Annotated in this window: 22 protein-coding genes; 12 read left to right on the plus strand and 10 right to left on the minus strand. The window is 56.2% G+C overall.

Annotation, left to right across the window (positions count from 1 at the left end; genetic code table 11):
- Positions 1 to 39: 39 nt before the first annotated feature.
- On the minus strand, positions 40 to 498 hold the full coding sequence (locus AC1RSM_RS14190; RefSeq protein ID WP_009460635.1) for an Lrp/AsnC family transcriptional regulator: 459 nt from the start codon (positions 496 to 498) through the stop codon (positions 40 to 42).
- 112 nt (positions 499 to 610) lie between these two features.
- Between AC1RSM_RS14190 and AC1RSM_RS14195 the strand changes: the two genes are divergently transcribed.
- The 4 genes from AC1RSM_RS14195 (at position 611) to ada (ending at position 7,907) form a co-directional block, all read left to right on the plus strand.
- Positions 611 to 4,069, plus strand: coding sequence for an indolepyruvate ferredoxin oxidoreductase family protein (locus tag AC1RSM_RS14195; protein ID WP_492933192.1), 3,459 nt, complete (start codon positions 611 to 613; stop codon positions 4,067 to 4,069).
- A gap of 427 nt (positions 4,070 to 4,496) precedes the next feature.
- Entirely contained in the window at positions 4,497 to 5,357 is an 861-nt protein-coding gene (locus tag AC1RSM_RS14200) for a histone H1-like repetitive region-containing protein (RefSeq protein WP_492933193.1), read from the plus strand.
- Between the two features lie 114 nt (positions 5,358 to 5,471).
- Positions 5,472 to 6,035, plus strand: a complete 564-nt coding sequence (locus tag AC1RSM_RS14205) for a YggT family protein (protein ID WP_492933194.1) — start codon at positions 5,472 to 5,474, stop codon at positions 6,033 to 6,035.
- Positions 6,036 to 6,179: 144 nt separating this feature from the next.
- Positions 6,180 to 7,907: a bifunctional DNA-binding transcriptional regulator/O6-methylguanine-DNA methyltransferase Ada gene (gene ada, locus AC1RSM_RS14210; RefSeq protein WP_492933195.1), complete on the plus strand. Its 1,728-nt coding sequence runs from the start codon at positions 6,180 to 6,182 to the stop codon at positions 7,905 to 7,907.
- A gap of 52 nt (positions 7,908 to 7,959) precedes the next feature.
- Here the strand turns inward: ada and AC1RSM_RS14215 are convergent, their stop codons facing one another.
- The 8 genes from AC1RSM_RS14215 to AC1RSM_RS14250 all read right to left on the minus strand — a co-directional run bounded on the left by AC1RSM_RS14215 (position 7,960) and on the right by AC1RSM_RS14250 (position 14,673).
- A complete protein-coding gene (locus tag AC1RSM_RS14215; protein ID WP_492933196.1) occupies positions 7,960 to 8,451 on the minus strand; it encodes an outer membrane lipoprotein in 492 nt (163 codons plus the stop codon).
- 57 nt (positions 8,452 to 8,508) lie between these two features.
- On the minus strand, positions 8,509 to 9,450 hold the full coding sequence (locus AC1RSM_RS14220; protein ID WP_492933197.1) for a carbohydrate kinase family protein: 942 nt from the start codon (positions 9,448 to 9,450) through the stop codon (positions 8,509 to 8,511).
- A gap of 8 nt (positions 9,451 to 9,458) precedes the next feature.
- Positions 9,459 to 10,655: a zinc-ribbon and DUF3426 domain-containing protein gene (locus AC1RSM_RS14225; protein WP_492933198.1), complete on the minus strand. Its 1,197-nt coding sequence runs from the start codon at positions 10,653 to 10,655 to the stop codon at positions 9,459 to 9,461.
- 23 nt (positions 10,656 to 10,678) lie between these two features.
- On the minus strand, positions 10,679 to 11,599 hold the full coding sequence (gene prmA / locus AC1RSM_RS14230; RefSeq protein ID WP_492933199.1) for a 50S ribosomal protein L11 methyltransferase: 921 nt from the start codon (positions 11,597 to 11,599) through the stop codon (positions 10,679 to 10,681).
- A 96-nt stretch (positions 11,600 to 11,695) separates the two neighbouring features.
- Positions 11,696 to 13,045, minus strand: a complete 1,350-nt coding sequence (gene accC, locus AC1RSM_RS14235) for an acetyl-CoA carboxylase biotin carboxylase subunit (protein WP_492933200.1) — start codon at positions 13,043 to 13,045, stop codon at positions 11,696 to 11,698.
- Between the two features lie 4 nt (positions 13,046 to 13,049).
- Positions 13,050 to 13,493 (minus strand): acetyl-CoA carboxylase biotin carboxyl carrier protein, encoded by a 444-nt coding sequence (gene accB, locus AC1RSM_RS14240; RefSeq protein ID WP_492933201.1) that lies wholly within the window; start codon positions 13,491 to 13,493, stop codon positions 13,050 to 13,052.
- A gap of 86 nt (positions 13,494 to 13,579) precedes the next feature.
- Positions 13,580 to 14,014 carry a type II 3-dehydroquinate dehydratase gene (aroQ, locus tag AC1RSM_RS14245; protein WP_492933202.1) on the minus strand — a complete coding sequence of 145 codons (435 nt, stop codon included), beginning with the start codon at positions 14,012 to 14,014 and terminating at the stop codon, positions 13,580 to 13,582.
- Between the two features lie 161 nt (positions 14,015 to 14,175).
- Positions 14,176 to 14,673, minus strand: a complete 498-nt coding sequence (locus AC1RSM_RS14250) for a TlpA family protein disulfide reductase (protein ID WP_492933203.1) — start codon at positions 14,671 to 14,673, stop codon at positions 14,176 to 14,178.
- Between the two features lie 107 nt (positions 14,674 to 14,780).
- Between AC1RSM_RS14250 and mpl the strand changes: the two genes are divergently transcribed.
- From mpl to AC1RSM_RS14290, 8 genes are all read left to right on the plus strand, one after another.
- Positions 14,781 to 16,145 carry a UDP-N-acetylmuramate:L-alanyl-gamma-D-glutamyl-meso-diaminopimelate ligase gene (gene mpl / locus AC1RSM_RS14255; protein ID WP_492933204.1) on the plus strand — a complete coding sequence of 455 codons (1,365 nt, stop codon included), beginning with the start codon at positions 14,781 to 14,783 and terminating at the stop codon, positions 16,143 to 16,145.
- A gap of 28 nt (positions 16,146 to 16,173) precedes the next feature.
- Complete coding sequence (locus tag AC1RSM_RS14260; RefSeq protein ID WP_492933205.1) at positions 16,174 to 16,761, plus strand: YqiA/YcfP family alpha/beta fold hydrolase; 588 nt, start codon at positions 16,174 to 16,176, stop codon at positions 16,759 to 16,761.
- Positions 16,762 to 16,802: 41 nt separating this feature from the next.
- Positions 16,803 to 18,692 (plus strand): ribonuclease catalytic domain-containing protein, encoded by a 1,890-nt coding sequence (locus AC1RSM_RS14265; protein ID WP_492933206.1) that lies wholly within the window; start codon positions 16,803 to 16,805, stop codon positions 18,690 to 18,692.
- A gap of 5 nt (positions 18,693 to 18,697) precedes the next feature.
- Positions 18,698 to 19,567 carry an energy transducer TonB gene (locus AC1RSM_RS14270; RefSeq protein WP_492933207.1) on the plus strand — a complete coding sequence of 290 codons (870 nt, stop codon included), beginning with the start codon at positions 18,698 to 18,700 and terminating at the stop codon, positions 19,565 to 19,567.
- A gap of 106 nt (positions 19,568 to 19,673) precedes the next feature.
- Positions 19,674 to 20,525 (plus strand): shikimate dehydrogenase, encoded by an 852-nt coding sequence (gene aroE, locus AC1RSM_RS14275; RefSeq protein ID WP_492933208.1) that lies wholly within the window; start codon positions 19,674 to 19,676, stop codon positions 20,523 to 20,525.
- Position 20,526: 1 nt separating this feature from the next.
- Positions 20,527 to 21,246, plus strand: coding sequence for a monofunctional biosynthetic peptidoglycan transglycosylase (mtgA, locus tag AC1RSM_RS14280; RefSeq protein WP_492933209.1), 720 nt, complete (start codon positions 20,527 to 20,529; stop codon positions 21,244 to 21,246).
- Between the two features lie 55 nt (positions 21,247 to 21,301).
- Positions 21,302 to 22,462 (plus strand): LPS export ABC transporter permease LptG, encoded by a 1,161-nt coding sequence (lptG, locus tag AC1RSM_RS14285; protein ID WP_492933210.1) that lies wholly within the window; start codon positions 21,302 to 21,304, stop codon positions 22,460 to 22,462.
- 3 nt (positions 22,463 to 22,465) lie between these two features.
- Positions 22,466 to 23,302, plus strand: a complete 837-nt coding sequence (locus AC1RSM_RS14290) for a symmetrical bis(5'-nucleosyl)-tetraphosphatase (protein ID WP_492933211.1) — start codon at positions 22,466 to 22,468, stop codon at positions 23,300 to 23,302.
- Positions 23,303 to 23,306: 4 nt separating this feature from the next.
- Here AC1RSM_RS14290 and AC1RSM_RS14295 read toward each other — a convergent pair whose 3' ends face one another.
- The gene (locus AC1RSM_RS14295; protein ID WP_492933212.1) at positions 23,307 to 24,071 is read right to left on the minus strand and encodes a lysophospholipid acyltransferase family protein; all 765 of its coding nucleotides are present in this window, start codon (positions 24,069 to 24,071) and stop codon (positions 23,307 to 23,309) included.
- Positions 24,072 to 24,094: the final 23 nt, after the last annotated feature.

Consider the following 24,094-nt stretch of genomic DNA (forward strand, 5'->3'; position numbering starts at 1 on the left):
CTACCTGAAGGCGCTTGTTTTACCCCATAACAAGATGCATCAAAGTGGCAAGGGCAAGCGCGTCACATTCTTGATTTCACGCATGGCCACAATCGTGCGGGTTTGGCGCACCCCAGGCATGTTGAACAAGAAGCGGTGCAGGAAATCGTCGTAGGACTCGGCGCTGGGCACCATGATCTTGAGCAGAAAGTCCGCGTCCCCTGTTACGGCGTGACACTCCAGAATTTCCGGCGCATCACGCACGGCACGAATGAAGTTATCCACGATTTCACCTGAATGCCGGTCCAGGCTGATCTGGGTAAACATGCAACTTTGCAGGCCCACCTGACGCCGATCGACCCGCGCATAATAGCCCTGGATCACCTTGTTTTTTTCCAGATTTTTTATACGCCGCCATACAGGCGCGGTGGACAAACCCACCTGCTCGGAGACCTGCTGAGCAGAGGCGCGCCCGTCCAATTGCAAGGCGTCCAAGATTTTTAAGTCAGTTTTATCCATATTTGAATATTTACGAAATGAATATTTCAAAGAATAGGGAATACACGCAACTATAACGCAAAAAAATGCGAGGGCAGACTCTCTATCATGAACCTTATCTGGAGGTTTCATCATGACGCAGTCCGTCGACACTCAATACAAGCTCAGCGACAACCTGACCGCACAGTCAGGTCGCATCTTTTTAACTGGCACTCAGGCCCTGGTGCGCATGTTGCTTACCCAGGCGCGCCTGGATAAAGAACGTGGTTTGAACACTGCCGGTTTCGTGTCCGGCTACCGTGGCTCGCCATTGGGCGGCGTAGACATGATCATGTGGAAGGCCCAGAAACATCTGGATCAGGCCAAGGTTCGCTTTCAACCGGCGATCAACGAAGACCTGGCAGCCTCCATGATTATGGGCACCCAGCAAGCCGGCGAACGAGACGACCGCACCGTCGATGGCGTCTTTTCCATGTGGTACGGCAAAGGCCCAGGCGTAGACCGTGCGGGCGACGCCCTGCACCACGGCCATGCCGCCGGAGCCTCCCAACACGGTGGCGTCTTGATGATTGTGGGTGATGACCACGTGGCCTCGTCCTCGTCCATCCCGCATGCCAGCGAACAATCCCTGATTGCCTGGGGCATCCCCGTGGTCAACCCCAGCTCGGTTGAAGAATACGAGCGCTTTGGCATCTGGGCCTGGGCCTTGTCGCGCTACTCCGGGTCTTGGGTCGCTTTTAAAGCCATCACCGAAACCGTGGAAAGTGGCCGCTCTTTCGAGATCAGCCCTTTGGACGACCTGGCCCCCGCCTTGGCAGATAGCCAAGGTGGTCAGCATCCGTATGACCCGAGCAAGTTTCTGACCCCTGCCATGGAAGGCACCTTGGATGCCCGCCTGGATAGCGTGCGCGAATTCGCCCGCAAGTACAGCCTGGATCAAATCCTGAACGCCGCCCCCGACGCTCGTATTGGGATTGTGTCAGCAGGTAAAGCGACACTGGATACGCTGGACGCCTTGGAGCAGCTTAGCGGCCTGAATGACCTGCCCGCGATTCGGCATCTGAAAATCGGCCTGAGCTGGCCCGTCAATCCGCAATCGCTGGAAAGCTTTATTGAAGGCCTGGACCACGTACTGGTCATTGAAGAAAAGGGCCCGATCATTGAGGACCAATTAAAGAATCTGCTCTTTAACCGCGCCCAGCGCCCTACCGTGTCGGGCAAGCGTGACATTGAAAATGAAGTCCTGATTCCTGCTGATGGCCAGTTAAGCCCTGCCCGTGTTGCCGTTGGTCTGCGTCGTTGGCTAGGCCAGCACGCCAATGTTCAATTGCCAGCCTGTACCGTGCAGAGCCTGGCGCCTATCGACACCAATGGGCTGACGCGCCGCCCCTACTTCTGTTCGGGCTGTCCGCACAACACCTCCACCAAAGTGCCTGAAGGCAGCCAGGCCATGGCCGGTGTGGGCTGTCACTATATGGCGACCTGGATGGACCGCAAAACGCGCGGCCTGACGCAGATGGGTGGCGAAGGCACGGACTGGGTGGGCCTATCCCCCTTTATCCAAACCGGTCACATGTTCCAGAACATGGGTGAAGGCACTTACTTTCACTCCGGCTACTTGGCGATTCGTCAGGCAATTGCTGCAGGCGCCAACATTACCTACAAAATTCTGTTCAACGATGCCGTCGCCATGACAGGCGGCCAACCCGTTGACGGCCCTATTTCCGTACCGCGAATTTGCCAGCAAACCATAGGCGAAGGTGCTCGCCGCGTAGTCATTACCACCGACGAACCTGAACGCTATCGCGGTGTGAGTCTGCCTGATGGTGTGGTGGTTCATCACCGCCGTGAGTTGGATCGCTTGCAGCGCGAGCTGCGCGAGATCACCGGTGTCACTATCCTGATTCACGACCAAACCTGCGCTGCAGAAAAACGCCGCCGTCGCAAAAAGAACGAATATCCCGATCCGGCACGCCGCCTCTTCATTAACAAAGCGGTCTGTGAAGGCTGTGGTGATTGCGGTGTGCAATCGAACTGCTTGTCGCTGGTTCCTGCCGAAACGCCGGAAGGCCGCAAGCGCCAGATCGATCAGTCCAGTTGCAACAAGGATTACTCCTGCGTTGAGGGTTTCTGCCCCAGCTTTGTGTCCGTGATGGGCGGCGCCTTGCGCCGTGGCGACCAGAACGGCCAGGCCGATATGAAAGCCCAACTGTTGGCCAAGCTCGATAGCCTTCCCCAGCCCGCGATTCAAGCCAAGGACTGCAATGTCATCGTGGCCGGTGTGGGTGGTACAGGCGTGATTACGATTGGTGCCGTGCTTTCAATGGCAGTGCACCTGGAAGGCCGCTCCAGCTCCGTGCTGGACATGACGGGTCTGGCTCAAAAAGGCGGTACGGTGATCAGCCACATCCGTCTGTCTGCCAGTAAAGAAACAACGGGTGCCGTGCGTGTTGATCCCGGCCAAGCAGATCTGGCTATCTTGTGTGACGTGGTCGCTGCCGCTCACCCCAATGCCCTGTCTTGCCTGCGCCCCGGACATACCCATGCACTGATCAACGAGTACCTGGCACCAACGGCAGAATTTACCCGCAACCCCGACGCCCCCCTGGATGCCCAGCATCTGCTGAGCCAATTGAAAGCCACCGCCGGTGACAATCAAGTGCATTCAATCAACGCGCACCAAGCAGCTACCTTGCTGTTTGGCGACAGCCTGTTGTCGAATATGTTGTTGATGGGCATGGCCTGGCAACAAGGTTCCATGCCGGTCAGCAGTGCCGCCATTGAGCAAGCCATTCGCCTGAACGGCGTTGCGATCCAAGCGAACCTGGACGCCTTTCACTTGGGTCGCGTCCTGGCGCACGATCAAAAAGCGCTGGCCAGCTTGCTGGCTCCGGCCGCTCAGGTCGTAACCTTGCAACGCCGCGAAACGCTGGAACAAATCATGCAGCGTTGCGTTCCGAACCTGGAGCAATATCAAAACGCTGCCTACGCCCAGAATTTCTCCAAAACCATCAATGCCTTGCACGAAGCCGAAACAAAACTGCGCCCCGGCCAGCGTCCCGTGCTGACTGAAAAAGCCGCACGCAGCTTGTACAAACTGATGGCTTACAAGGATGAGTATGAAGTGGCCCGCTTGTTCAGCCACCCTGCTTTCCGCAAAGATCTGGAACAACAATTTGAAGGCGACTTCTCTTTGCGTTTCCACTTTGCACCGCCTTTGCTGGCACGCCGTGATCCAGCCACAGGCCGCCCTCGCAAAATCACCTTGGGCCCACGTACCGCTACCTTGCTGCGCTGGATGGCCAAAGGCAAAGGCTTGCGCAACACGCCGCTGGACCCATTTGGCTACACCCATGAGCGCCGTATGGAGCGTCGCTTCTGGCGTCAGTTCCAGAACCTGCTCAACACCTTGAGCAAGAACCTGGATCAAGCCAACTACTCGACTGCTCTGGAGCTGGCTGATCTGCCTCAGCAACTGCGCGGCTTCGGCCCTGTCAAAATGGAATCGGCCAAACAATATGAAGAGCGGTTTGCGCAGTTGTCCCAACAGCTAAAACACGCCGGCCCCTCCATCCAGGCTCAACCAGCTTAAGCCATATCGGCCTTTGCGCTATAACCATTAACCTGCCCTTCAGCCCTGTTCATTCAGGGCTTTTTTTTGTTTGCTCGTTCTGTGAAAACACAGACGCCATCCATTTATAAACTCATGCTTTTTAGTAGCGACTAAACACGTTTCATCTGTCGGGCAAAGCGTAGAAAATCAGGGACTTGGATAAGCTCGCCTTCACTCTTCTCATGCTCAGAACGCGTCTTATTGGAGACAGCCTGCACAGATTCGCAAATCCGTATGCCCCAAGCTATGATTAATGCTTGACTGTGTAGGGGCTTGCGTTAGACTTCTAAGCGTATAAGGTATCTACCTTAAACGCCTGCGTCATTTGAAAAAGGCCATTGCAGTTTTCCAGGCCAGGTCAAATGGGTGTGGACAAACTAAAGACTTGTTCTCAAGGAGCATGATCATGGCAACAGCCAAGAAAGGCGCAGCAAAAGCAGCAAGCACTAAAACCGTCAGCCCTAAAAAAGCAACGCCAGCTAAAGCAGCCGCAGCCCCAGTAAAAGCAAGCGCTACCAAGACCAGTCCCAGCAGCAAAACCGCTGCACCTAAGTCCCCCGCAAAAACCACTGCTACCAAGACGAGCAAGGCTGCTGTAAAAGCCCCTGCCAAGTCCACCAGCAGTGCGGCTGCCAAAAAAACGGTAGCCAAAAAAGCAGCAGTCAAGAAAACCACCCCGGCAAAAACCGCGGCCACCAAGACACCCGCTGCCAAAACAGCAGCTGTCAAAACGGTAGCCAAAAAAGCTGCGGCTAAAAAGACCGTCGCTAAAAAAGCGGTTGCTAAAAAAGCGGTAGCCAAGAAGGCTGTCGCCAAAAAGACAGTGGCTAAAAAAGTAGCGGCGCCTAAAACCGCCAGCACGAAACCAGCCGCTGCCAAAAAGCCTGCCACAACCGCAGCCGCCAAAAAAACGGCCAGCACCAAGGCAAGCAAGCCCGTGGCTAAAAAAGCCAGCCCAAGCAAAGCGGCAGCCAAACCTGCCACTAAAACCAGCACCAAAGCAGCGGTAAAGACAGCGGCCAAGAAAGCCAGTCCCGCCAGCAGTGCTAAAAAACCCGTAGCTCCAAAGAAGAAAGAAGTTAAATCCGTGACCGCAGATACCAAGACTCCAAAGACCAGTCCAGCCTCTAAAGCAGCACCTAAAGTGGGCAATAAAACCGCCGCACGCAAGGCAACTAAAACGGCGGCAGCCGCAACGGCCGAACAACGCCGCGAAGACGTCAACCCCGCTGGCTCCTGGCCCTTCCCAACTGGCAAGCGCCCTTAAGCACTCGCCAAGTTTATGTTTCTCCCCAAAGAGCCACCCTTATCCGGTGGCTCTTTGGCTTTGTAGCGCTTGCGTGCGACAATTCCTTCTCCCATTAATTCATACCAAGCAACTATGTTCAGTGAAGTCGCCCTCTTCCTAATCCATATTGTGCTGTCGCTGCTGGGCACGATTTTGCTACTGCGTGCCTGGGTTTATGCGCTCAGAATCCATCCCTTCAACCCTTATTCGCAAGCCATGTTCAAAGTCACGGACTGGCTGGTCATGCCCTTGCGGCGCGTGATCAAAAGCGGCAACTATTGGGACTGGACCTCCTTGGTCGCAGCCTGGCTTAGCGCCCTGGTTTACCTGATGCTAAGTGCTCTGGTGCTGACTGGTTCATTTTCCGTGATGTCCAATCTGCCCATGCTCTTGCTGGCCGCCGTGTTGACCGTGCTGCGCTGGACCCTGAGCCTTGTGTTTTGGATCGTGCTGCTGCAAGCGCTGCTGTCATGGATTCAGCCACAGTCGCCCAGCATGCCCTTGCTGCGCTCTATCACCGCTCCCCTGCTGGACCCGATTCGTCGTGTCTTGCCAGACCTGGGTGGCTTGGACCTGTCGCCATTGGTCGTGCTGTTGCTGACCCAAGTGCTCAATATGGTCATCACACGCACTGCCTTTAGTCTGGTACCCATCTAAGGTCCCGGTTCGCTCTAAAAAAGAAAGCCTGAACACCACGTTCAGGCTTTTTTTTGGGCGGTAGAATTCAAGAGCAAGATTCAGGATGTGTCCTCCAAAAACCGACTTTATACTGGTCCCATCATCAATCAGCCGACTCTTCCCATGACCCGCCTACACGCTAAACAGGACACTAGCAGCCGCTATCATCAGGCCGAACAATTCCTGGCGGCTTTGGATGAAGACTGGCAAGCCTTGGTCAAACAGATTGGACCTTGCATCCATCAACCCAGACCGGAGCGCGACCCTTACGAGGCTCTGGTCCGATCCGTGGTGTACCAGCAATTGCACACTCGTGCCGCTGACCGCATCCTGCAGCGTTTGATTGATCTGTACCCTCATGGCCATTGCCCTAGCCCCCAGGAGGTGCTGGCTACGCCCTACGACACGCTACGCAGCTGCGGCCTGTCCGGTGCCAAGGCCAACAGTATTTTGGGGCTGGCCCAGGCTCGCCTGGATGGCATCATTCCTGATCAAGCAACAGCCCTGCAAATGCCGGATGAAGAGCTGATCGCTCAGTTGACCACCTTGCGCGGCATTGGCCGCTGGACGGTGGAAATGATGATGATGTACACGCTGGAGCATGAAGATATTCTGCCCGCGGACGACTTCGGTGTACGCGAAGGCTATCGCAGCTTGAAGCGTCTGGATAAGGCACCCAGCGCACGCGCGCTGCGAGAGATAGGCCAAGCCTGGGCCCCCTACCGAAGTGTCGCTTCCTGGTACTTGTGGCGCATGCCACGTCTGATCACTCCTCCCCAGCCTTTCCAAAGCAAAGAGCAACGCTGGCAAGCAATTGTGGATAGAGACACCAATGCGGATGCGCACTTTGTGTATGCCGTTCCCAGCACAGGAATCTATGCTCGCCCCAGCTCTGCATCCCGTCGCCCTAATAAAGAACATGTGCTGTACTTTGATACGGCGGCTCAGGCCGAGCAAGCGGGCTTCAGAGCCAGCCGCCATCGCCATGCAGACCGTCAACAGCAATCAAGCCAGCGCCATGACTTGATTGTGCAAGCCTGCCGCCTGATCGAGACCCAAAACCCCGCTCCCAAACTTGAAGAGCTGGCGGCCTCCCTGGAGATGAGTCCCTATCACTTCCACCGTATTTTCAAAGCCCAAACGGGCTTGACCCCACACGCCTATGCCAAAGCGCACCGCAGCCAGCGCTTGCGTCAGGAACTGGATAAATCAGGCCAAAGCATTACCGACGCCATTTACGAAGCCGGCTACGGCACACACAGCCAGTTCTACGACGAATCACATACCATGCTGGGCATGCCTGCCAAGGCTTTTCGCAAACAAGGTCAAGGCAGCACCATCCGCTTTGCCATTGCCCAATGCAGCTTGGGTGCCTTGCTGGTGGCAGAAAGTGAGCGCGGTATCTGCGCCATTGCCTTGGGCGATGATCCCGGCATTCTGCTGGAACAGCTACAGGAGCGCTTCAAGGCCGCGGAACTGATTGGTGCGGACCCCCAATTCAATCAACGCGTCGCCCAAGTAGTAGCTATGGTAGAAGAGCCGGCACTGGGTTTACGTTTGCCGCTAGACATACAAGGCACTGCGTTTCAGCAACGGGTGTGGGAACTGCTGCGTCAGATCCCGGTGGGCCAGACACTGAGCTACACCGACATTGCCACACGCCTGGGAATGCCGAACGGCGCGCGCGCCGTAGCGCGAGCTTGTGCCAGCAATACCCTGGCCGTCGTCATCCCCTGCCACCGCGTTGTGCGTCAAAGCGGCGATCTGGCGGGTTACCGCTGGGGGCTCGCCCGCAAGCAAACCCTGTTGGAACGCGAACGCTCCAGTGCCGAAAATAAGCAGCAGGCATGAAAAAACCCGGCCACTGGCCGGGTTTTTTATCAGCAAAGCCCTGGGGCGATGTTTACATCGGCACCACACGGGTTGGGCCATTACCGCTAAGCATGCGCACGCGCTGACCTGTAGACAGGGGCACGTCAGCCTCTTGGGCCACAACACGGGTTTCGCCATTATCCAGCTGAACGGTAATTTCCAAACCTTGGGTCTTGCCCATGCGGTTTTCCACTGCATTACCGACCAGACCACCCAGAATGGCACCACCGATGCTGGCCAGGATGCTGCCGCGACCACCACCAATACTGCTAGCTGCCACGCCACCCAAGGCTGCACCACCCACGGTACCCACGCCCGAGCTCTGATCTTCCTGGATCGTGACTGCGCGTACCGACACGACGGTGCCTAGACGCACGATTTGTTCACGCTGAGCTTGACCGTAGTTGTACACGGAGCTGGAAGCCGATTTATTGGCACAACCTGCCAACAGGAACACAGGTGCTGCCAGGCTCGCCACCACCAGCAGACGTACTTTGGGACGATCGAAAAAAGAAACGTACATACGGTTTACTCCGAAAAACGTACCTGGCCGAATCACAAAAAATTGTTGAACGTCAGCTTACAGGCTACGCTCAATACCAAAATGCTGTTTTAGCATGGCCGAAATGTCTGACCGTTTAAATTCATGATTTTGCGGGCCATGACTTTGGATTTTAATACTGCCCATCAGGTTACCCAAGCTGCCAGCCTCTTGCAGACTCCAGCCTTTTGTAAGGCCATATAACAAGCCAGCCCGGTGCGCATCACCGCAGCCCGTGGGGTCCACAACCATTTCAACCTGTACCGGCGCAATTTCCACGACCTGACCATCTTGGTAAAGCGTGCTGCCATGCTCTCCACGGGTGACCACCACCGCCTGCAAGCCTTCTGCAATCTGCGCAATGGATTTGCCGGTGCGCTGTTCAATGACTTCCGCTTCGTATTCATTAGCGGTAAGAACTTGACACAGTTCAAGCATTTGCAGCAGGTCCTCGCCCGTGAACAAAGGCATGGCCTGACCCAGGTCGAAAATAAAGGGTGTGCCCTGTGCATGCAGGCGTCGGGCATGCGCAAACATGCCGTCTTTAGAGTCAGGAGCCACAATCGCCCAAGCCGCTTCCTGACCACTCAGGTCATTTTCGGCTGAGCTTTGCATGGCACCTGGGTGAAACGAAGCAATCTGGCTGGCGGCCAGGTCGGTGGTAATAAAGCACTGAGGGGTAAACAGCTCAGGCATTACACGCACCATGCTGGTATCAATACCCAGCTCGTTCATGCGCTCCACATAGTCCACCCCATCCACGCCTACTGCACCGACGGGAACGGGCTGACCACCCAGCATATTCAGCGTAAAGGCGATATTACCTGCACAACCGCCCCACTCTTTACGCATACTGGGCACAAAGAAAGAGACGCTCAGGGTCTTGATGCTGTCGGGCAGAATGTGGTCTTTGAAGTACCCATCGAAAACCGCGATCGTATCAAACGCGATCGAACCACATACCAGCACTCGCTCGGTCATAAATTACCTTATGGAAAAAAGGGGCTAATCTGGTAGCCATTAACTTGGAGCTGCCCGGTATTCAAGGGCAAGCGCACGGTGATTTCACTGCGCGCTGCAAAGGCAGGCTCACGTCGCTCGGGCGCCAGATATTGATCCGGCGCAAGATTGCGCCTGGCGATCAAGGCGCCTGAAAAATCTTTCAAATCCAGAACCAGGGTAGGCCACTCCTGGGGCCGCTCAAACTCGTTGCGCAGCGTAAAGCCCAAGGTGGATTGACCGGGTTGATTGGCCGCTTTGTGCAGGGCGGAGGCCTGAACGCGTATCTGGTCCAGCCGCCGCTCGTAAGGAACCTGGCAAGACAAGGTCGCGCAAGTACGCTCGAACACCGGGCGCAATAAAGGTATCTGGCTAACAATCTGTACGCGATACACATACAAAAGCTGCGCCACAAAAAGCACCACACCCAAGACGCACAAGCTGGTCCAGATCAGGGAGCCTACGCGCTGCCCCAAGCTGGTCTCGCCCTCGTAACGAGTCTCTCGTTGCAAAGCGGGGTTGGGGTCAATCGTCCAATCCGGTTGGGCCAGGTCCGCATCACTATCGTGCGTGCCGTCGGCCTGACGCGAAGGGAAGGACGCCCGCAGAGTGTTGGCGCGATCGCCCACACTGAATTCAGGTTCAGAACCGGACCAGGAGGCCTGACCGATGTGGTGGCCACTGTCTTGTTCAGGCACAGAACTGGCCGACACGAAAAAAGGCGTGTCACGATCATCCTGATGATCCGGCTGCAGTGCTTCTGGTCGGGGACGAGCACGAATTACGGAAGGCGCTGCAGGCGTAACAGGTGCCTGGGCCAGAATGGAATCGGGGAATTTGCGCACCTGCAAGGATTCGTGGGCAGTGCCCTCATCACGCGGTGGGGCGTGGCGGGAATGCTCCACAAAACGAGGTCCCGGCACCGGGGCTTGCAAGTCTACAGTCTGCGCCTGTTCCTGCCTGGGCGAGACCGGCCGCTCCGGCTCAACAGGAGGCGCTGCAGGCGCAACGGCTACCGGAGGGGCGACATAGGTGGGTTCAGGGGCTTGCTCATCAATGACTTCCTCAAAGCCATCGAAGATATGCGCACATTGAATGCAGCGTATATAGCCCCGACGGCGTTGCAGCAGTTCTACGCTGGCTGCAAACGATGTCCCGCAACGGGGGCAGCGAGTCTTTAGCTCCATGAACTCACCTTAGGTTTAGCGTCTTACAAGGGGCGTTGACCGGCCAGACACACCCAGCCATCGCGCTCCTGCCAGACCGACATGGGCAGGAAGGAGGAATAGACTTCGATCATTTCCTCGGCCTGCCAGTCATAAATGCCTGACAGAATCAGATGCCCGCCCGGTTTGACGCGATTAGCCAGCATGGGAGCCAGCATACGCAAAGGATTGGCCAAAATATTGGCCACGACCAGATCGGTCTGCCCGGAAGGCATGGCATCGGGCAGCAAGCCTTCAACCTCAACCTGATTGACCTGCGCATTGTAGCGCGTGGCCGTCACGGCTTGCTCGTCAATATCCACCCCGACGGTATGACCCGCACCCAGCTTGCGGGCAGCAATAGCCAAAATGCCAGAGCCACAACCGTAATCGAGCACTGTCTGACCGGGCTTCACATTGTGCGCCAACCAGTCCAGACACAAATGAGTGGTGGGATGGCTACCCGTACCAAAGGCCAAACCGGGGTCCAGCTCGATACGGACCAGGCCATCGTCGCCCTCTTGAGCAGCAGGCAGATCCTCGTCGTCTTTGTGCCAGCTGGGGACAATCAAAATGCGATCACCCACAGGGATAGGGCCGAACTGGGATTGTGTCAAACGAACCCAGTCTTCATCCGGTACATCGCGCACAGTCCATTGTGCCTGTTCAGGCGACAAGACACCGGCGTCAAAGAGCGGCTGCAACAACTCTTCTGGCTCCAGCTCCTCGGGCAGCAACGCAACCACCCGATTGCGATCCCAGGCCAGCACTTCCGGCTCAATACCGGGTTCGCCAAACAGGGGCTTTTCCTGTTCGGTATCGCCATCGGCATCTTCCACCGACACCGACAAGGCTCCGGCTTCAAGCAAAGCATCGGACAAGCGCTCGGCCTCGTGCTCCTGGCAGCTCAGTAAGAGTTCACGCATACGTATATTCCATAAAGCAAAACAGGGGGCTCGCCCCTGTTTCACATAATCATCATGTCAGTCAGGCCAGGCCCCTGGCCTGACCTGTGGCTGCCCTTACTTGTTACGTTGGGCCAGCTTTTGTTCCAGGTAATGAATGCTGGTGCCGCCTGCCTTGAAGCTGGCGTCCTGCATCAATTCCCGGTGCAACTCCACGTTCGTCTTGATCCCTTCAACCACCATTTCGGACAAGGCGATGTTCATGCGGGCAATGGCTTGCTCGCGTGTCTTGCCGTAAGTAATCAACTTGGCAATCATGGAATCGTAGTACGGCGGCACGGTGTAGCCGGTAAAGACGTGCGAGTCGATACGCACGCCTGGGCCGCCGGGAGTGTGCCACTTGGTAATCAAGCCTGGGCTTGGTACGAAAGTGAACGGATCTTCTGCGTTGATACGGCATTCGATCGAGTGGCCTTCAAACTGAATATCACGCTGGCGCAACACGAATTTCTCGCCCGCAGCCACATTGATCTGTTCTTGAACCAGGTCAATGCCGGTAATCATTTCAGTGATGGTGTGCTCAACCTGAATACGGGTGTTCATCTCGATAAAGAAGAACTCACCGTTTTCATACAGGAACTCGAACGTTCCTGCACCGCGGTAACGCATCTTGCGGCACGCATCTGCACAGCGCTCGCCAATTCGTTCGATCAGGCGACGTGGAATACCAGGTGCGGGGGCCTCTTCAATCACTTTCTGGTGACGGCGCTGCATGGAACAATCGCGCTCGCCCAGCCAAATTGCGTTGCGTTCCCCATCGGCCAATACTTGAATTTCGACATGGCGTGGATTCTCGAGGTACTTTTCCATGTAGACCTCGGGATTATTGAACGCTGCAGCCGCTTCGGTTTTTGTCGTGGCAACCGCCGTCAACAAAGCCGCTTCGGTGTAGACCACACGCATGCCACGACCACCACCACCGCCAGAGGCTTTGATGATGACCGGGTAACCGACTTCGCGAGCAATGCGCACGATTTCCGCAGGATCATCGGGCAAAGCGCCGTCCGAGCCGGGAACCACGGGCACACCAGCCTCGATCATGGCTTTTTTAGCCATGACCTTATCGCCCATCATGCGGATGTTCTCGGGACGTGGACCGATAAAGACAAAACCGCTCTTTTCGACACGATCAGCAAAGTCCGCGTTTTCAGCCATAAAGCCGTAGCCAGGGTGAATGGCTTCAGCGTCTGTGACTTCCGCTGCCGAGATAATGGCAGGCATGCTCAGGTAGCTGTCACGTGCCTGGGCGGGGCCGATACACACGGCCTCGTCTGCCAGACGCACGTACTTGGCACCACGATCAGCTTCAGAATAAACGACGACAGTCTTGATACCCATTTCGCGGCAAGCGCGTTGGATACGCAAGGCAATTTCGCCCCGATTGGCGATTAGGATTTTTTCAAACATATCATCAACCGATGACGAACAGAGTCTGACCGTATTCCACCGGCCCGCCGTTTTCAACCAGGATTTCTTTGATGACGCCGGACTTGTCGGCCTCGATCTCGTTGAGCAGCTTCATGGCTTCAATAATGCACAGGGGCTCGCCTTCTTTGACCGACTGGCCAACTTCAACAAAGGGAGACGCGCCTGGGCTAGGAGCACGGTAGAACGTGCCGACCATTGGTGCCTTGACGGCATGGCCTTCGGGAACAACAGGTGCTGCAGGAGCAGGAGCTGCTGCGGATGCCACCACTTGGGCTGCTGGAGCCTCGGGAGCATAGACCACAGGAGCTGCCGAGCTTTGGGAAAATTTAACAATGCGGACCTTGTCATCACCTTCGGTGATTTCCAGTTCGGCAATGCCAGACTCAGCTACAAGATCAATCAGGGTTTTGAGTTTTCTAAGATCCATGCGTACTTCCCGCAACGCCGTACTAGCCACTGACTGGGTCAGGACGGCATTAAAAAAATATTGGTCAAAAAAACGAAACGAGCCGCCTAATTATTCAAAGCAAACCGCAGCGCGGCTTCATAACCGTACGCCCCCAAACCCACAATGACGCCGCTGGCGGTGTCAGACAAATAGGAGTGGTGACGGAACGGCTCACGACGGTGAACATTGGACAGATGGACTTCAATAAACGGAATACCGACACCGGCAAGTGCATCCCGTATCGCCACGCTGGTATGTGTATAGGCCCCAGCATTGATAAGAATGTAATCGACGCCCTCGGCACGGGCTTGGTGAATTCGATCGACGAGCCCGCCTTCGTGATTGCTTTGAAAAAAATGACACTGCGCGCCATGCTGATCGGCCAGCACCTGTAACCCGCTGTTGATGTCAGCAAGAGTCTGATGTCCATAGACATCGGGTTCTCGTGTTCCCAGCAGGTTGAGGTTGGGCCCGTTAAGGACCAGAACATGTTTCGCCATAGCGGATTTTTCGTCAAGACAGACCGCCTTTTTACGCTAAATAACGTCATTTGTCTATAAACCTACTTGGCTTACAAACAGTTAGCAATCGTCCAATTCCGTTCCAATAGAGGTCACGACAGACGGAGAATTTGACGAAATTAAGCGAAAAAGTCGGCCAGTTAACGTTGAGCCTTAATAACTTCGTCCAACTTTTGGGGATCTATCTGGCCCAAAATGCGTTCGCTGATCCGGCCATTGCTGCCAAACACCACGGTGAAGGGCAAACCGCCCTGTTTGTTACCCACGCTGCGCATTTGTTTAAGGCCGCCAGAGCCCGCCAGCAAAATGTCGTAGTTCACCGGTACACGTTCCAAAAATTCGGTGACGTTATCCAGCGAGTCCACCGCAATCCCTACAAAGCCCACTTCGGGATAACGTTGATGCAAAGCCTCCAAGTCCGGCATTTCCTTCACGCAAGGTGCACACCAGGTCGCCCAAAAGTTGATTACCAGCGGCTTGCCTATATAAGTAGACAGCGTGCGAGCCTGACCTTGGAGATCCTTGAAGCTTTGCGCCAGAAAAGGATCGGAGGGCAAGAAGCTAGCCCAGGGGGCAGGATGGACAGCTAACAGGCTGGCACACAGCAAAGATTGCCTTAGAAAAAGACGCCGACTCATACTGACTCACCGTTGAAAAAAATCACTTGGGGATGATAGCACCGGCCCTCACCAAAGCTCACGCATCAGATCAAACAGTCGTCTAGAATACAGGCCGGAGGATTGTCATGCACATACATATATTAGGAATTTGCGGCACATTCATGGGCGGTCTGGCCCTGATTGCCCGTTCAGCTGGTCACACAGTCACAGGTTGCGATGCCGGGGTCTACCCTCCCATGAGCACCCAGCTGCAAGAACAAGGTATCGAGCTGATCGAAGGCTTCGCGGCGGAGCAAACCAGCCTGTCCCCTGATCTCTATATAGTGGGCAATGTGGTGACGCGCGGTAACCCTCTGATGGAAGCCATTCTGGACCAGGGCCTGCCCTATACCTCTGGCCCCCAGTGGCTGGGTGAAAACATCTTGCAGGGCCAGCACGTCCTGGCGGTGGCCGGTACACACGGCAAAACCTCCACCAGCTCCATGCTGGGATGGATTCTGGAGCAAGCTGAGCGCTCTCCCAACTTCCTGATTGGTGGGGTTGCCCCAGGCTTGGGCGTTTCGGCCCGCTTTGACCCTGCACAATCTCTGTTTGTGATTGAGGCGGACGAATACGACACCGCCTTTTTCGACAAACGCTCCAAGTTTGTTCATTACCGTCCGCGCACGGCCATTCTGAACAATCTGGAATACGATCACGCTGACATCTTCCCTGATCTGCACGCTATCCAGACTCAATTTCACCATTTGGTTCGCACCATCCCCTCTACGGGTTTGATTCTGACTCCCACTCACACCCCTAGCCTAGACGAAACCCTGGCGCGTGGCTGCTGGACTCCGGTAGAAAAATTCGGGCCCGAAGGCGATTGGGATAGCCGAGCCATCAGCGCCACTTCTTTCGAGGTCAGTTTGCGAGGTCAGCCCCAAGGCATTGTGCAATGGACACTGACAGGTGAGCACAACCGCCTGAACGCATTGGCTGCGATTGCCGCTGCGCACCATGTAGGGGTGAAACCCGAGCAGGCCTGCGCAGCCTTGAGCCAATTCGCTGGCATCAAGCGCCGTATGGAAGTGCGGGGCGTGGTGAATGACATTACGGTTTACGACGATTTTGCTCATCACCCCACCGCCATTGCCACGACCCTGGCCGGTTTGCGCAGCCAGACCGGCAAAGCAACTCGTATTCTTGCCGTGCTGGAGCCTCGCTCCAACACCATGAAGCTGGGCGCCATGGCGGCACGCCTGCCCGAATCCCTACAAGACGCAGATCTGGTGTTTTGCTACGGCGAAACGCAAGGCAAGCATGCTCTGGGCTGGGATGCGGCCCAGGTGCTGGCCCCTTTGGGCGATCGCGCCACAGCATGGAGTGATTTAGATAAAATGGTGCTGGCCATTGTTCAAGCCAGCCAGCCTGGCGATGCCATTGTCGTGATGAGTAACGGCAGCTTTGGCGGCATTCATCAGCGCCTGCTGGATCAACTGTCACGCTGACCCTCTTATATATATAGCAGGTGCCCCCATGATCCTCTATCTACACGGCTTTCGTTCCTCGCCTTCGTCCTATAAAGCGCAGCGCCTGAAACAAACCCTGCAAGACAGAGGCTTGTTGCACCTGTGGCGTTGTCCCCAGCTTCCTGCCAGCCCGGCCCAAGCCATTGCCATGAGCAAGCGGATTGTGGATACGGAAATGCAGGCCGGGATGGGGGCAGAGCAACTGTGTGTGATCGGCTCCTCGCTGGGGGGCTATTACGCTAGCCACCTGGCCCAGTACTATCACAGCCGCGCCGTACTGTTAAACCCGGTGGTGTATGCCGGCAGAGACCTGGCTACCCAAGTGGGTGAACACGTCTGCTATCACTCGCCAGATCCGTTTCATTTCTTGCCGGACTATGTGGATGAGTTAAACGACATTCACGTACCGCGTCCTGCTGATCCCCAGCGTTTTTACCTGCTGGCAGCCAAAGGCGATGAAGTGCTGAACTGGCGCGAGATGGCTGACTGGTACAAAGGCAGCCAGGGTCACATTCTGGAAGGCGGGGATCACGGCTTGTCTGACTTTGATCCCTGGATCGACGATATTTTGCGCTTTGCCTTGCAGCAACCTTAAATATATTTACCGGATGGCCAGCGCTATCCAGATGGAAAATCATGTACGTCCTTTTTGAAGACAGCGGTAATTTCAAAGCAGAAAAAATATTTTCTGACAGCGATACCACCATGCAGGTGGAATCCGCGTCGGGAAAACGCAGCAAAATCAAGAAAAACAGCGTTCTCTTTACCTTTGAAAAACCTGCTCCTGCCGAACTGCTGGAACAGGCTCAGGCGCTGGCCGAATCGCTGGATATAGACTTTCTATGGGAATGCGCACCCCAGGACGAATTTGAAGCCGCCTCTCTGGCTCAGGAGTATTTCGGCCATCCCCCCAGCGCAGTGGAAAAGACCGGCACGATCTTTGCCTTGCATAGCTCGCCTGCGTACTTCCACCGTCGGGGCAAAGGCTTGTATCGCCCCGCCCCCCCGGACATTTTGCAAGCAGCACTGGCCGCGATTGAAAAGAAACGCCTGCAACAAGAGCAAATCCAGACCTGGGCCGAACAAATGATCAAGGGCGAGCTACCGCCTGAAGTCGCCCAGAAAGCCAGCACGTTCCTGACCCAGCCGGACAAGAACACGCTGGAATGGAAGGCATTTGACCAAGCCCAGAAAGAACTAAGCATCAGCACGGAAAAACTGCTGCTGTCGCTGGGAGCCTGGTCCAATCCGCTGACCTTGCATCAGCATCGCTTTATGGCGGCCCATTTCCCCAAAGGCACCGGCTTTCCAGCCATCGCCTTGCAAAACTGGGGCCAGGATCTACCCGAGGCCCAAGTTACCGCCTACTCGGTGGACGATGCCAGCACCATCGAAATCGACGATGCTTTGTCAGTCCAGCATCCCGAACCCGGCCGTCTGCGCGTGGGCGTGCACATCGCCGTTCCCTCGCTGGCTATGGGACGTGGCAACGAAATAGACCAGATTGCGCGCAACCGCATGGCGACGGTGTATACACCTGGCTACAAGATTCCCATGCTGCCACCGGAGCTGATCGCCCATTTCTCGCTGGATCAAGGCCAAACCCGCCCAACCCTGTCTTTGTATGTCGATGCCGACATCAATACGGGCGAAATCCTGTCGCACCATACCCGCCTGGAACGCATTACCGTAGAGCGCAACCTGCGCCAGCACGAGCTTGATCCTTTGATTAGCGAAGAGGCCTTGGCCGACGACAGCGCCGAGCTGCCTTACGCAGAGTGGCTACGCCCGCTCTGGGCTTTCTCGCGTCAGCTATCGGCCCAGCGCGAAGCCGTGCGCGGCAAACCAGAAAACAATAACCGGGTGGAATACAGCTTTGAGCTGGATGGCCCACACGATGACCCGGACTCCATCATTCGTCTGGTTCCACGGGTCCGAAACGCGCCTTTGAGCCTGTTGGTAGCCGAATACATGATTCTGGCGAATCAGCTATGGGGCGGCTTGCTGGCCGAGCATAATGTGCCCGGCATTTACCGCTCGCAGCAATTCATGCGCACCCGCATGTCCACCACCCCCGGCCCGCATGACTCCATCGGTGTGCCGCAATACATTTGGTCTACCTCGCCTTTGCGCCGTTATGTGGACTTGATCAACCAGGGGCAGATTCTGGCGGCTGCCGAGCACGGCATCTCCGCCCGCTTGGTCGCCCCTTTCCAGCCAAAGGATGCAGATCTGTACGCCATTATTGGTGCCTTCGAGTCGCAGTACACCCAGTGGGCCGATTATCAGTCCTCCCTGGAGCGTTTCTGGTGCCTGCGCTGGCTGCAGCAAAACGATATCAAGCAAGTTCAGGCCAGCTTCATCAAGGAAGACCTGGTGCGTTTGACCAATGCGCCTCTGGTTCTGCACGTGCCGGGCCTGCCTGCCCTGGAGCGTGGTCAGGAAGTAACGCTGGACCTCTTGTCATTTGACGAGCTGGCCCTGACGGTAGAAGCCCGCCTGCGCTCGGTAGCCACGGCTGACTAAACACCATGGCCAAATCCGACCGCCGCCACGCGTCCAAAGACTATCTGTGGCTGGCGGTCGCCCTCTCGGCTCTGATTCATCTAGTACTGATCTTCTGGCCCAGCCACGGCCCCTCCCCCGCACCTGCCAATAGCCTGGATGTTGCACTAGTCAATTTCAGCACTGACTCTGTGCCTTTACACCCGCAACTGCTGGCACAGCTAAACCTGGACGGAGGCGGAGAACATCAACAAGGGCAGGCCAGCCACCCTCTGCCTCTGACCGATCCCAATCTGCCGAATCAATTAGTGCTGGAAGCATTGCGCGCACGCCAGCAAAGTCTGGAAAGCGAGCAACAACGTCTGCTGGGTGAACTTGAAAGCCAGGATAAAGCAGCTCCTGCCACACCCCGGCTGGAATACATTGGCTCGTCCATTGAGCCAGGCCCGGACGATCAGGACCTGCTGCCCCAAGTGCACAATAGCCAACTGGCCGTACTGCGCGAACAAATCCGCGAGCAGCAGCGCCAGCCCCGCTACCACTACATTGGCCCCAGCGCTCAGGCCAGTGACCAAGCCCAATATCTGGACCAATGGCGTCAAAAAATTGAGCAGACTGGCACACGCCACTACCCGCGACAAGAAGGCCAGCAGCTGTACGGAACACTGCAAATGACGGTCTATATCCGGCGCGATGGCAGCCTATTGCGCGCCCAGATCACACAACCCTCTGAACAAGCCGCCCTGAATCTGGCCGCCCGCCGGATTGTGGAGCTGGCCGCCCCTTTTGCTCCTTTGCCTGAGCAACTGGCCCCCGGCTCGGATGTGCTGGTGATCACCCGGACCTGGAGTTTTACGCATGACAAACTCAGTATGCACAGCGCAGACTCGCAGTAAGATCGTATTGTCCTGGACTGGCTCTGGTGAAAGCAGACCCTAGGGTAAAATACGACCTTTCAGCCCACGTGCTGACACCACACAACAAGACAAGCATCGCTTAACCATGCCCGACACGACTCCTGCCAAGCGCTACGGCGTTATTGGTCACCCTATCGAGCACAGCCGCTCGCCTCAAATCCATACGCAGTTTGCCAGCCAATTTGACCTGGCATTGAGCTACGAGCGTGTTCTGGCTCCGCTGGATGGCTTTACCGCCACCGTGGAAGAGTTCTTCAAACAAGGCAGCGGCCTGAATGTCACCTTGCCGTTCAAAGAGCAGGCCTATGATCTGGTCGGCCCGCGCCTGAGCCGCCGCGCCCGCATGGCCGGAGCAGTCAACACCTTGTGGATGCAAGACGGGCAATTGCATGGCTGCAATACCGATGGTGTGGGCCTGTGTTCGGACCTGTTGCGTCTGGGCCATAACCCCGAGGGCAAGCGCATTTTGCTGATTGGCGCAGGTGGCGCATCCCGTGGCGTCGTCTTCCCCTTGCTGGAGGCTGGCTGCGAACTGCTGCACATCATCAACCGCACCAGCAGCAAAGCTTACGAATTGCGCGACCACGTGGTTTCCCTGGACCCTGAGGCCTCGCGCTTGCTCAGCGCAGGCGGTCTGGATGACCACTGCGGCGATTGGGATATCGTGATCAATGCGACCTCGGCCAGCCTGAACCAGAACTTGCCTGAACTGCCGGACGCACGCTATCGCAGCAACTCTCTGGCCTACGATATGTTTTACGCCAGTGAGCCCACCGCTTTCATGCAAGCTGCAGAACAAGCCGGAGCCACACATAGCAAGGATGGCTTGGGCATGCTGGTAGGCCAAGCCGCCGCCAGCTTTCATATCTGGCACGGCGTGCAGCCAGATGTAGAACCTGTACTGGCCCACTTGCGCCAGGCAATCGGACAAAGTTGACGTGCGCCGTTTACTGGCCCATCCATGGAAACTGGCTGGCTTGGCTGTGTTGGCCGTGGCCGCCGGAGTCTTGCTCTACCAGATTGCCCTGTTTTTAATGGTGCTCTGGTATAGCGTGGTGCCGCCCCGCATGACCACTTTTATGGCTGCAGAGCAGGGCCAGTTACGCAGTGCAGACTCCAATGCCGAACTACGTTATCAGTGGGTTCCTTACGACAAGATCAGCGCCAATTTGAAGCGCGCCGTCATTGCGTCTGAAGATGCGAACTTCATGAACCATTCCGGTGTCGAATGGGATGCCATACGTCAGGCTTGGGAATACAACCGCCGTCAGTTGGAAAAGGGCTCTGCCCGCCGCCGGGGAGGCTCCACCATTTCCCAACAATTGGCCAAAAACCTGTTCCTCTCTGAGTCCCGCAGTTACTTGCGCAAAGGTCAGGAATTGATTTTGACCTATATGATTGAAACCGTCATGAGCAAGGAGCGTATCCTGGAGCTGTACCTGAACGTGGCTCAATGGGGCCAGGGTGTATTTGGTGCACAGGCTGCTTCAAGGCACTACTTCAAGGTGGATGCCGCCCAGCTCAGCGCCATGCAGGCAGCCCGCTTGGCAGGCATGTTGCCCAACCCGGCTTACTATGACAAGAACCGTAACAGCCCCTATTTGCAATCGCGCACGCGCACCATCAGTCAACGTATGCGACAAGTGGTCATTCCCTGACTGAAATCCGCATTTTTGTTAATCTAGCCACGTCTTTCCTGGGCCACTTTTCTTCATGCGCACCGCTCGCCGCTATCTCGCTTCCGAAATCTACCGCTCCAGCGCCGTTGTGCTGATTGCTCTGCTTGGCTTGTTCACCTTTTTCGCCCTGATCGAAGAACTGGATAAGGTGGGCTCCAAATTCACCCTGACCAATCTGTTCTACATCCAGGCGCTGGAACTGCCCACCCGCCTATACGATCTATTGCCCATTGGCCTGTTGATTGGTGCCACCCTGGCTCTGTCCAGCTTGGCACAACGCAACGAGCTGGTTATTTTGCGCGCATCCGGGGTTAGCGGCCTGCACATGATGATCATGCTCTGGACTATTACCCTGCCCCTGGTGGCAGGCGCATTTGTCCTGTCCGAATATGTCACCCCCATGGCGGAGATCAAATCCAGCGAACAAGGGATGGCCCTGCTGGGCCGCTCGGGTGGCGGAAGGCTGGAAAGTGGCTACTGGTTCAAGGAAAACAATGACAGTGGCGGAGTACGCATCATCAACATCGCCAACTTGCAGGGCAATGGAAATGTCAGCGATGTCAGCATATTCGAGTTCTCGGACGGCCAGCGCCTGAACACAGTCACGCAGGCCCCTTCTGGCCAGTTTCACAAAAACCAGCTGGACTTGCAGGATGTGACCGAAACCCATTTGAATGAGCAGTCCCACGAAGCGCTGTCGCAAGACAAAGCCCCTGCTCAGGCTCTGGTCAGCATTGAAAAACGTCCCGAACTGACACTGACTACGTCTTTGACCCCCGACCGTCTGATCGCCCGTGTGGTTACCCCCGAGCGCATGTCCATTCTGGATTTGAAGGACTACGTGGACTACCTGGACGCCAATAAGCTGCAGACTAAACGACAAGTGGTGGCACTGTGGCGCAAAGTGGCGTATCCCTTTACCTTATTGGTCATGATTACCATTGCCGCACCAATCGGCTTTATGCAGACACGCCATGGTGGCGTAGGGACCAAGGTCTTTACAGGCATCTTGCTGGGCGTAGGCTTTTTCATGATCAACCAGCTGGCTCTGAATGTGGCTATGCTAAGTAGTCTGGCCCCTTGGGTCACGGCGCTGGTCCCCAATCTGGTTGCCATGGCGTTGGCATTAGGGGCTCTTATCATGATGGAAAACCGCCACAATGTGCGGCGCCGTAACTCCAGCGTAACGAACTAAACCATGTCCTTAGCTTCCTCTCCTGCCATCTGGGCGATTGGTGATATCCAGGGCTGCTGTAGCCCCTTGGACAGCCTGCTCAGCCACCCCGATGTTGCGGCCGATAGTCAGGCCCGTTTCTGGTTTGCCGGTGACCTGGTAAACCGAGGCCCCGATTCACTGGGTGCCTTGCGATTAATCCGTTCGCTGGGCGAGCGCGCCGTCTGTGTTTTGGGCAACCACGATATCCATTGTCTGGCGGTTGCTGCCGGCGTGCGCAAATCGGGCAAGCAGGACACATTGCAGGAACTGCTGGCGGCACCCGATGCTCAAGAGCTGCTGGACTGGCTGCGTCATCAGCCACTGGCTCATTACGAGCATGGTCATCTGATGGTCCATGCCGGTGTGCATCCAGACTGGAGTCCGGAGCAAACACTGGACTATGCCCATGAGCTGGAGTCTCTGCTGCGCGCCGACGACTGGCGGGACAAAATCATTGAGTTATTTGGCAATCAGCCAGATCGCTGGGAGCCCCAGTTACAGGGCTACGATCGGCTACGCGCTATTGTCAGCACGCTGACCCGTATGCGTATGTGCGATGTGGATGGCCGCATGGACTTTAAACACAAGGGAGCGCCAGACACCGAATCCGGCTTGCTCGCTTGGTACGAGATGCCCAATCGCGCCTGTGCTCAAGTGCCTATTATTTTTGGTCATTGGTCTACGCTGGGCCTGCTCAATACGCCAACGGTGATTAGCTTAGATACCGGCTGCGTGTGGGGTCGCCAATTAAGCGCAGTTCGCTTGCAAGACCGGCATCTAGTTCAGATTCATTGCCCGGAAAGCAAGAAACCGGGCTAAGCCATCACGCTTGTGCAGATACCGCTTCAGGGCAAACCACGGCGCGGATCTGCGCCCTAGCATGCTGTGCCGTCTGCGAACGCCCCCATTCTGCACAGGATTGGGCAGGCATCAAATCCAGAAAGTGACAGTGCACAGACACATTGCGAGCACTTAAGAGCACCCAGATATTGCCCACTAGCGATTGCTCGCCTACGAAAGCAAAGCGTTCGCTGCGCTGGCCGTCCTGCTCAAATACCAGTGCCAAAGGCTGAATGTCTACATTCAAGCTGATCGCCGCCTCGAACAGACTGGCGTGAAAAGGCTGTACATCCAAGCCCGTAGAGGTTGTACCTTCGGGAAACAATCCAACCGCATCGCCACGCTCAAAGCACACCGCCATTTGCTGGCTGACGATTTGAATGGCACGCCGCTGCCCGCGCTCGATAAATACGGTTCCCGCCCCCGCTACCAGCCAGCCAATCACCGGCCAGCGACGAATATCGCTTTTAGCGATAAAGGACGTACAGCGCACGCTGTTAAGAACAAAGATATCCAGCCAGGACACATGATTGGAGACGTAGAGCACGGCTCGATCTTGTACGGCGCGGCCATGCTCGATGACGCGCACTCCGCAGATACGCATCAAGAGGCGAGACATGCGCAGCACCATGATGCGGCGCCCGCCTGGACGCAATACTGGGAAAAGAAGGCCGACTATAAACAAGCCGATCACAATCCACGCAATCAAAGCGACGGCGCGCCAACTAAAACGAAATAAACTAATCAAAAGGCTGCAACCTTGTAGAGGGC

The sequence above is a fragment of the Alcaligenes sp. GW821-FHT11D07 genome, assembly GCF_058808495.1.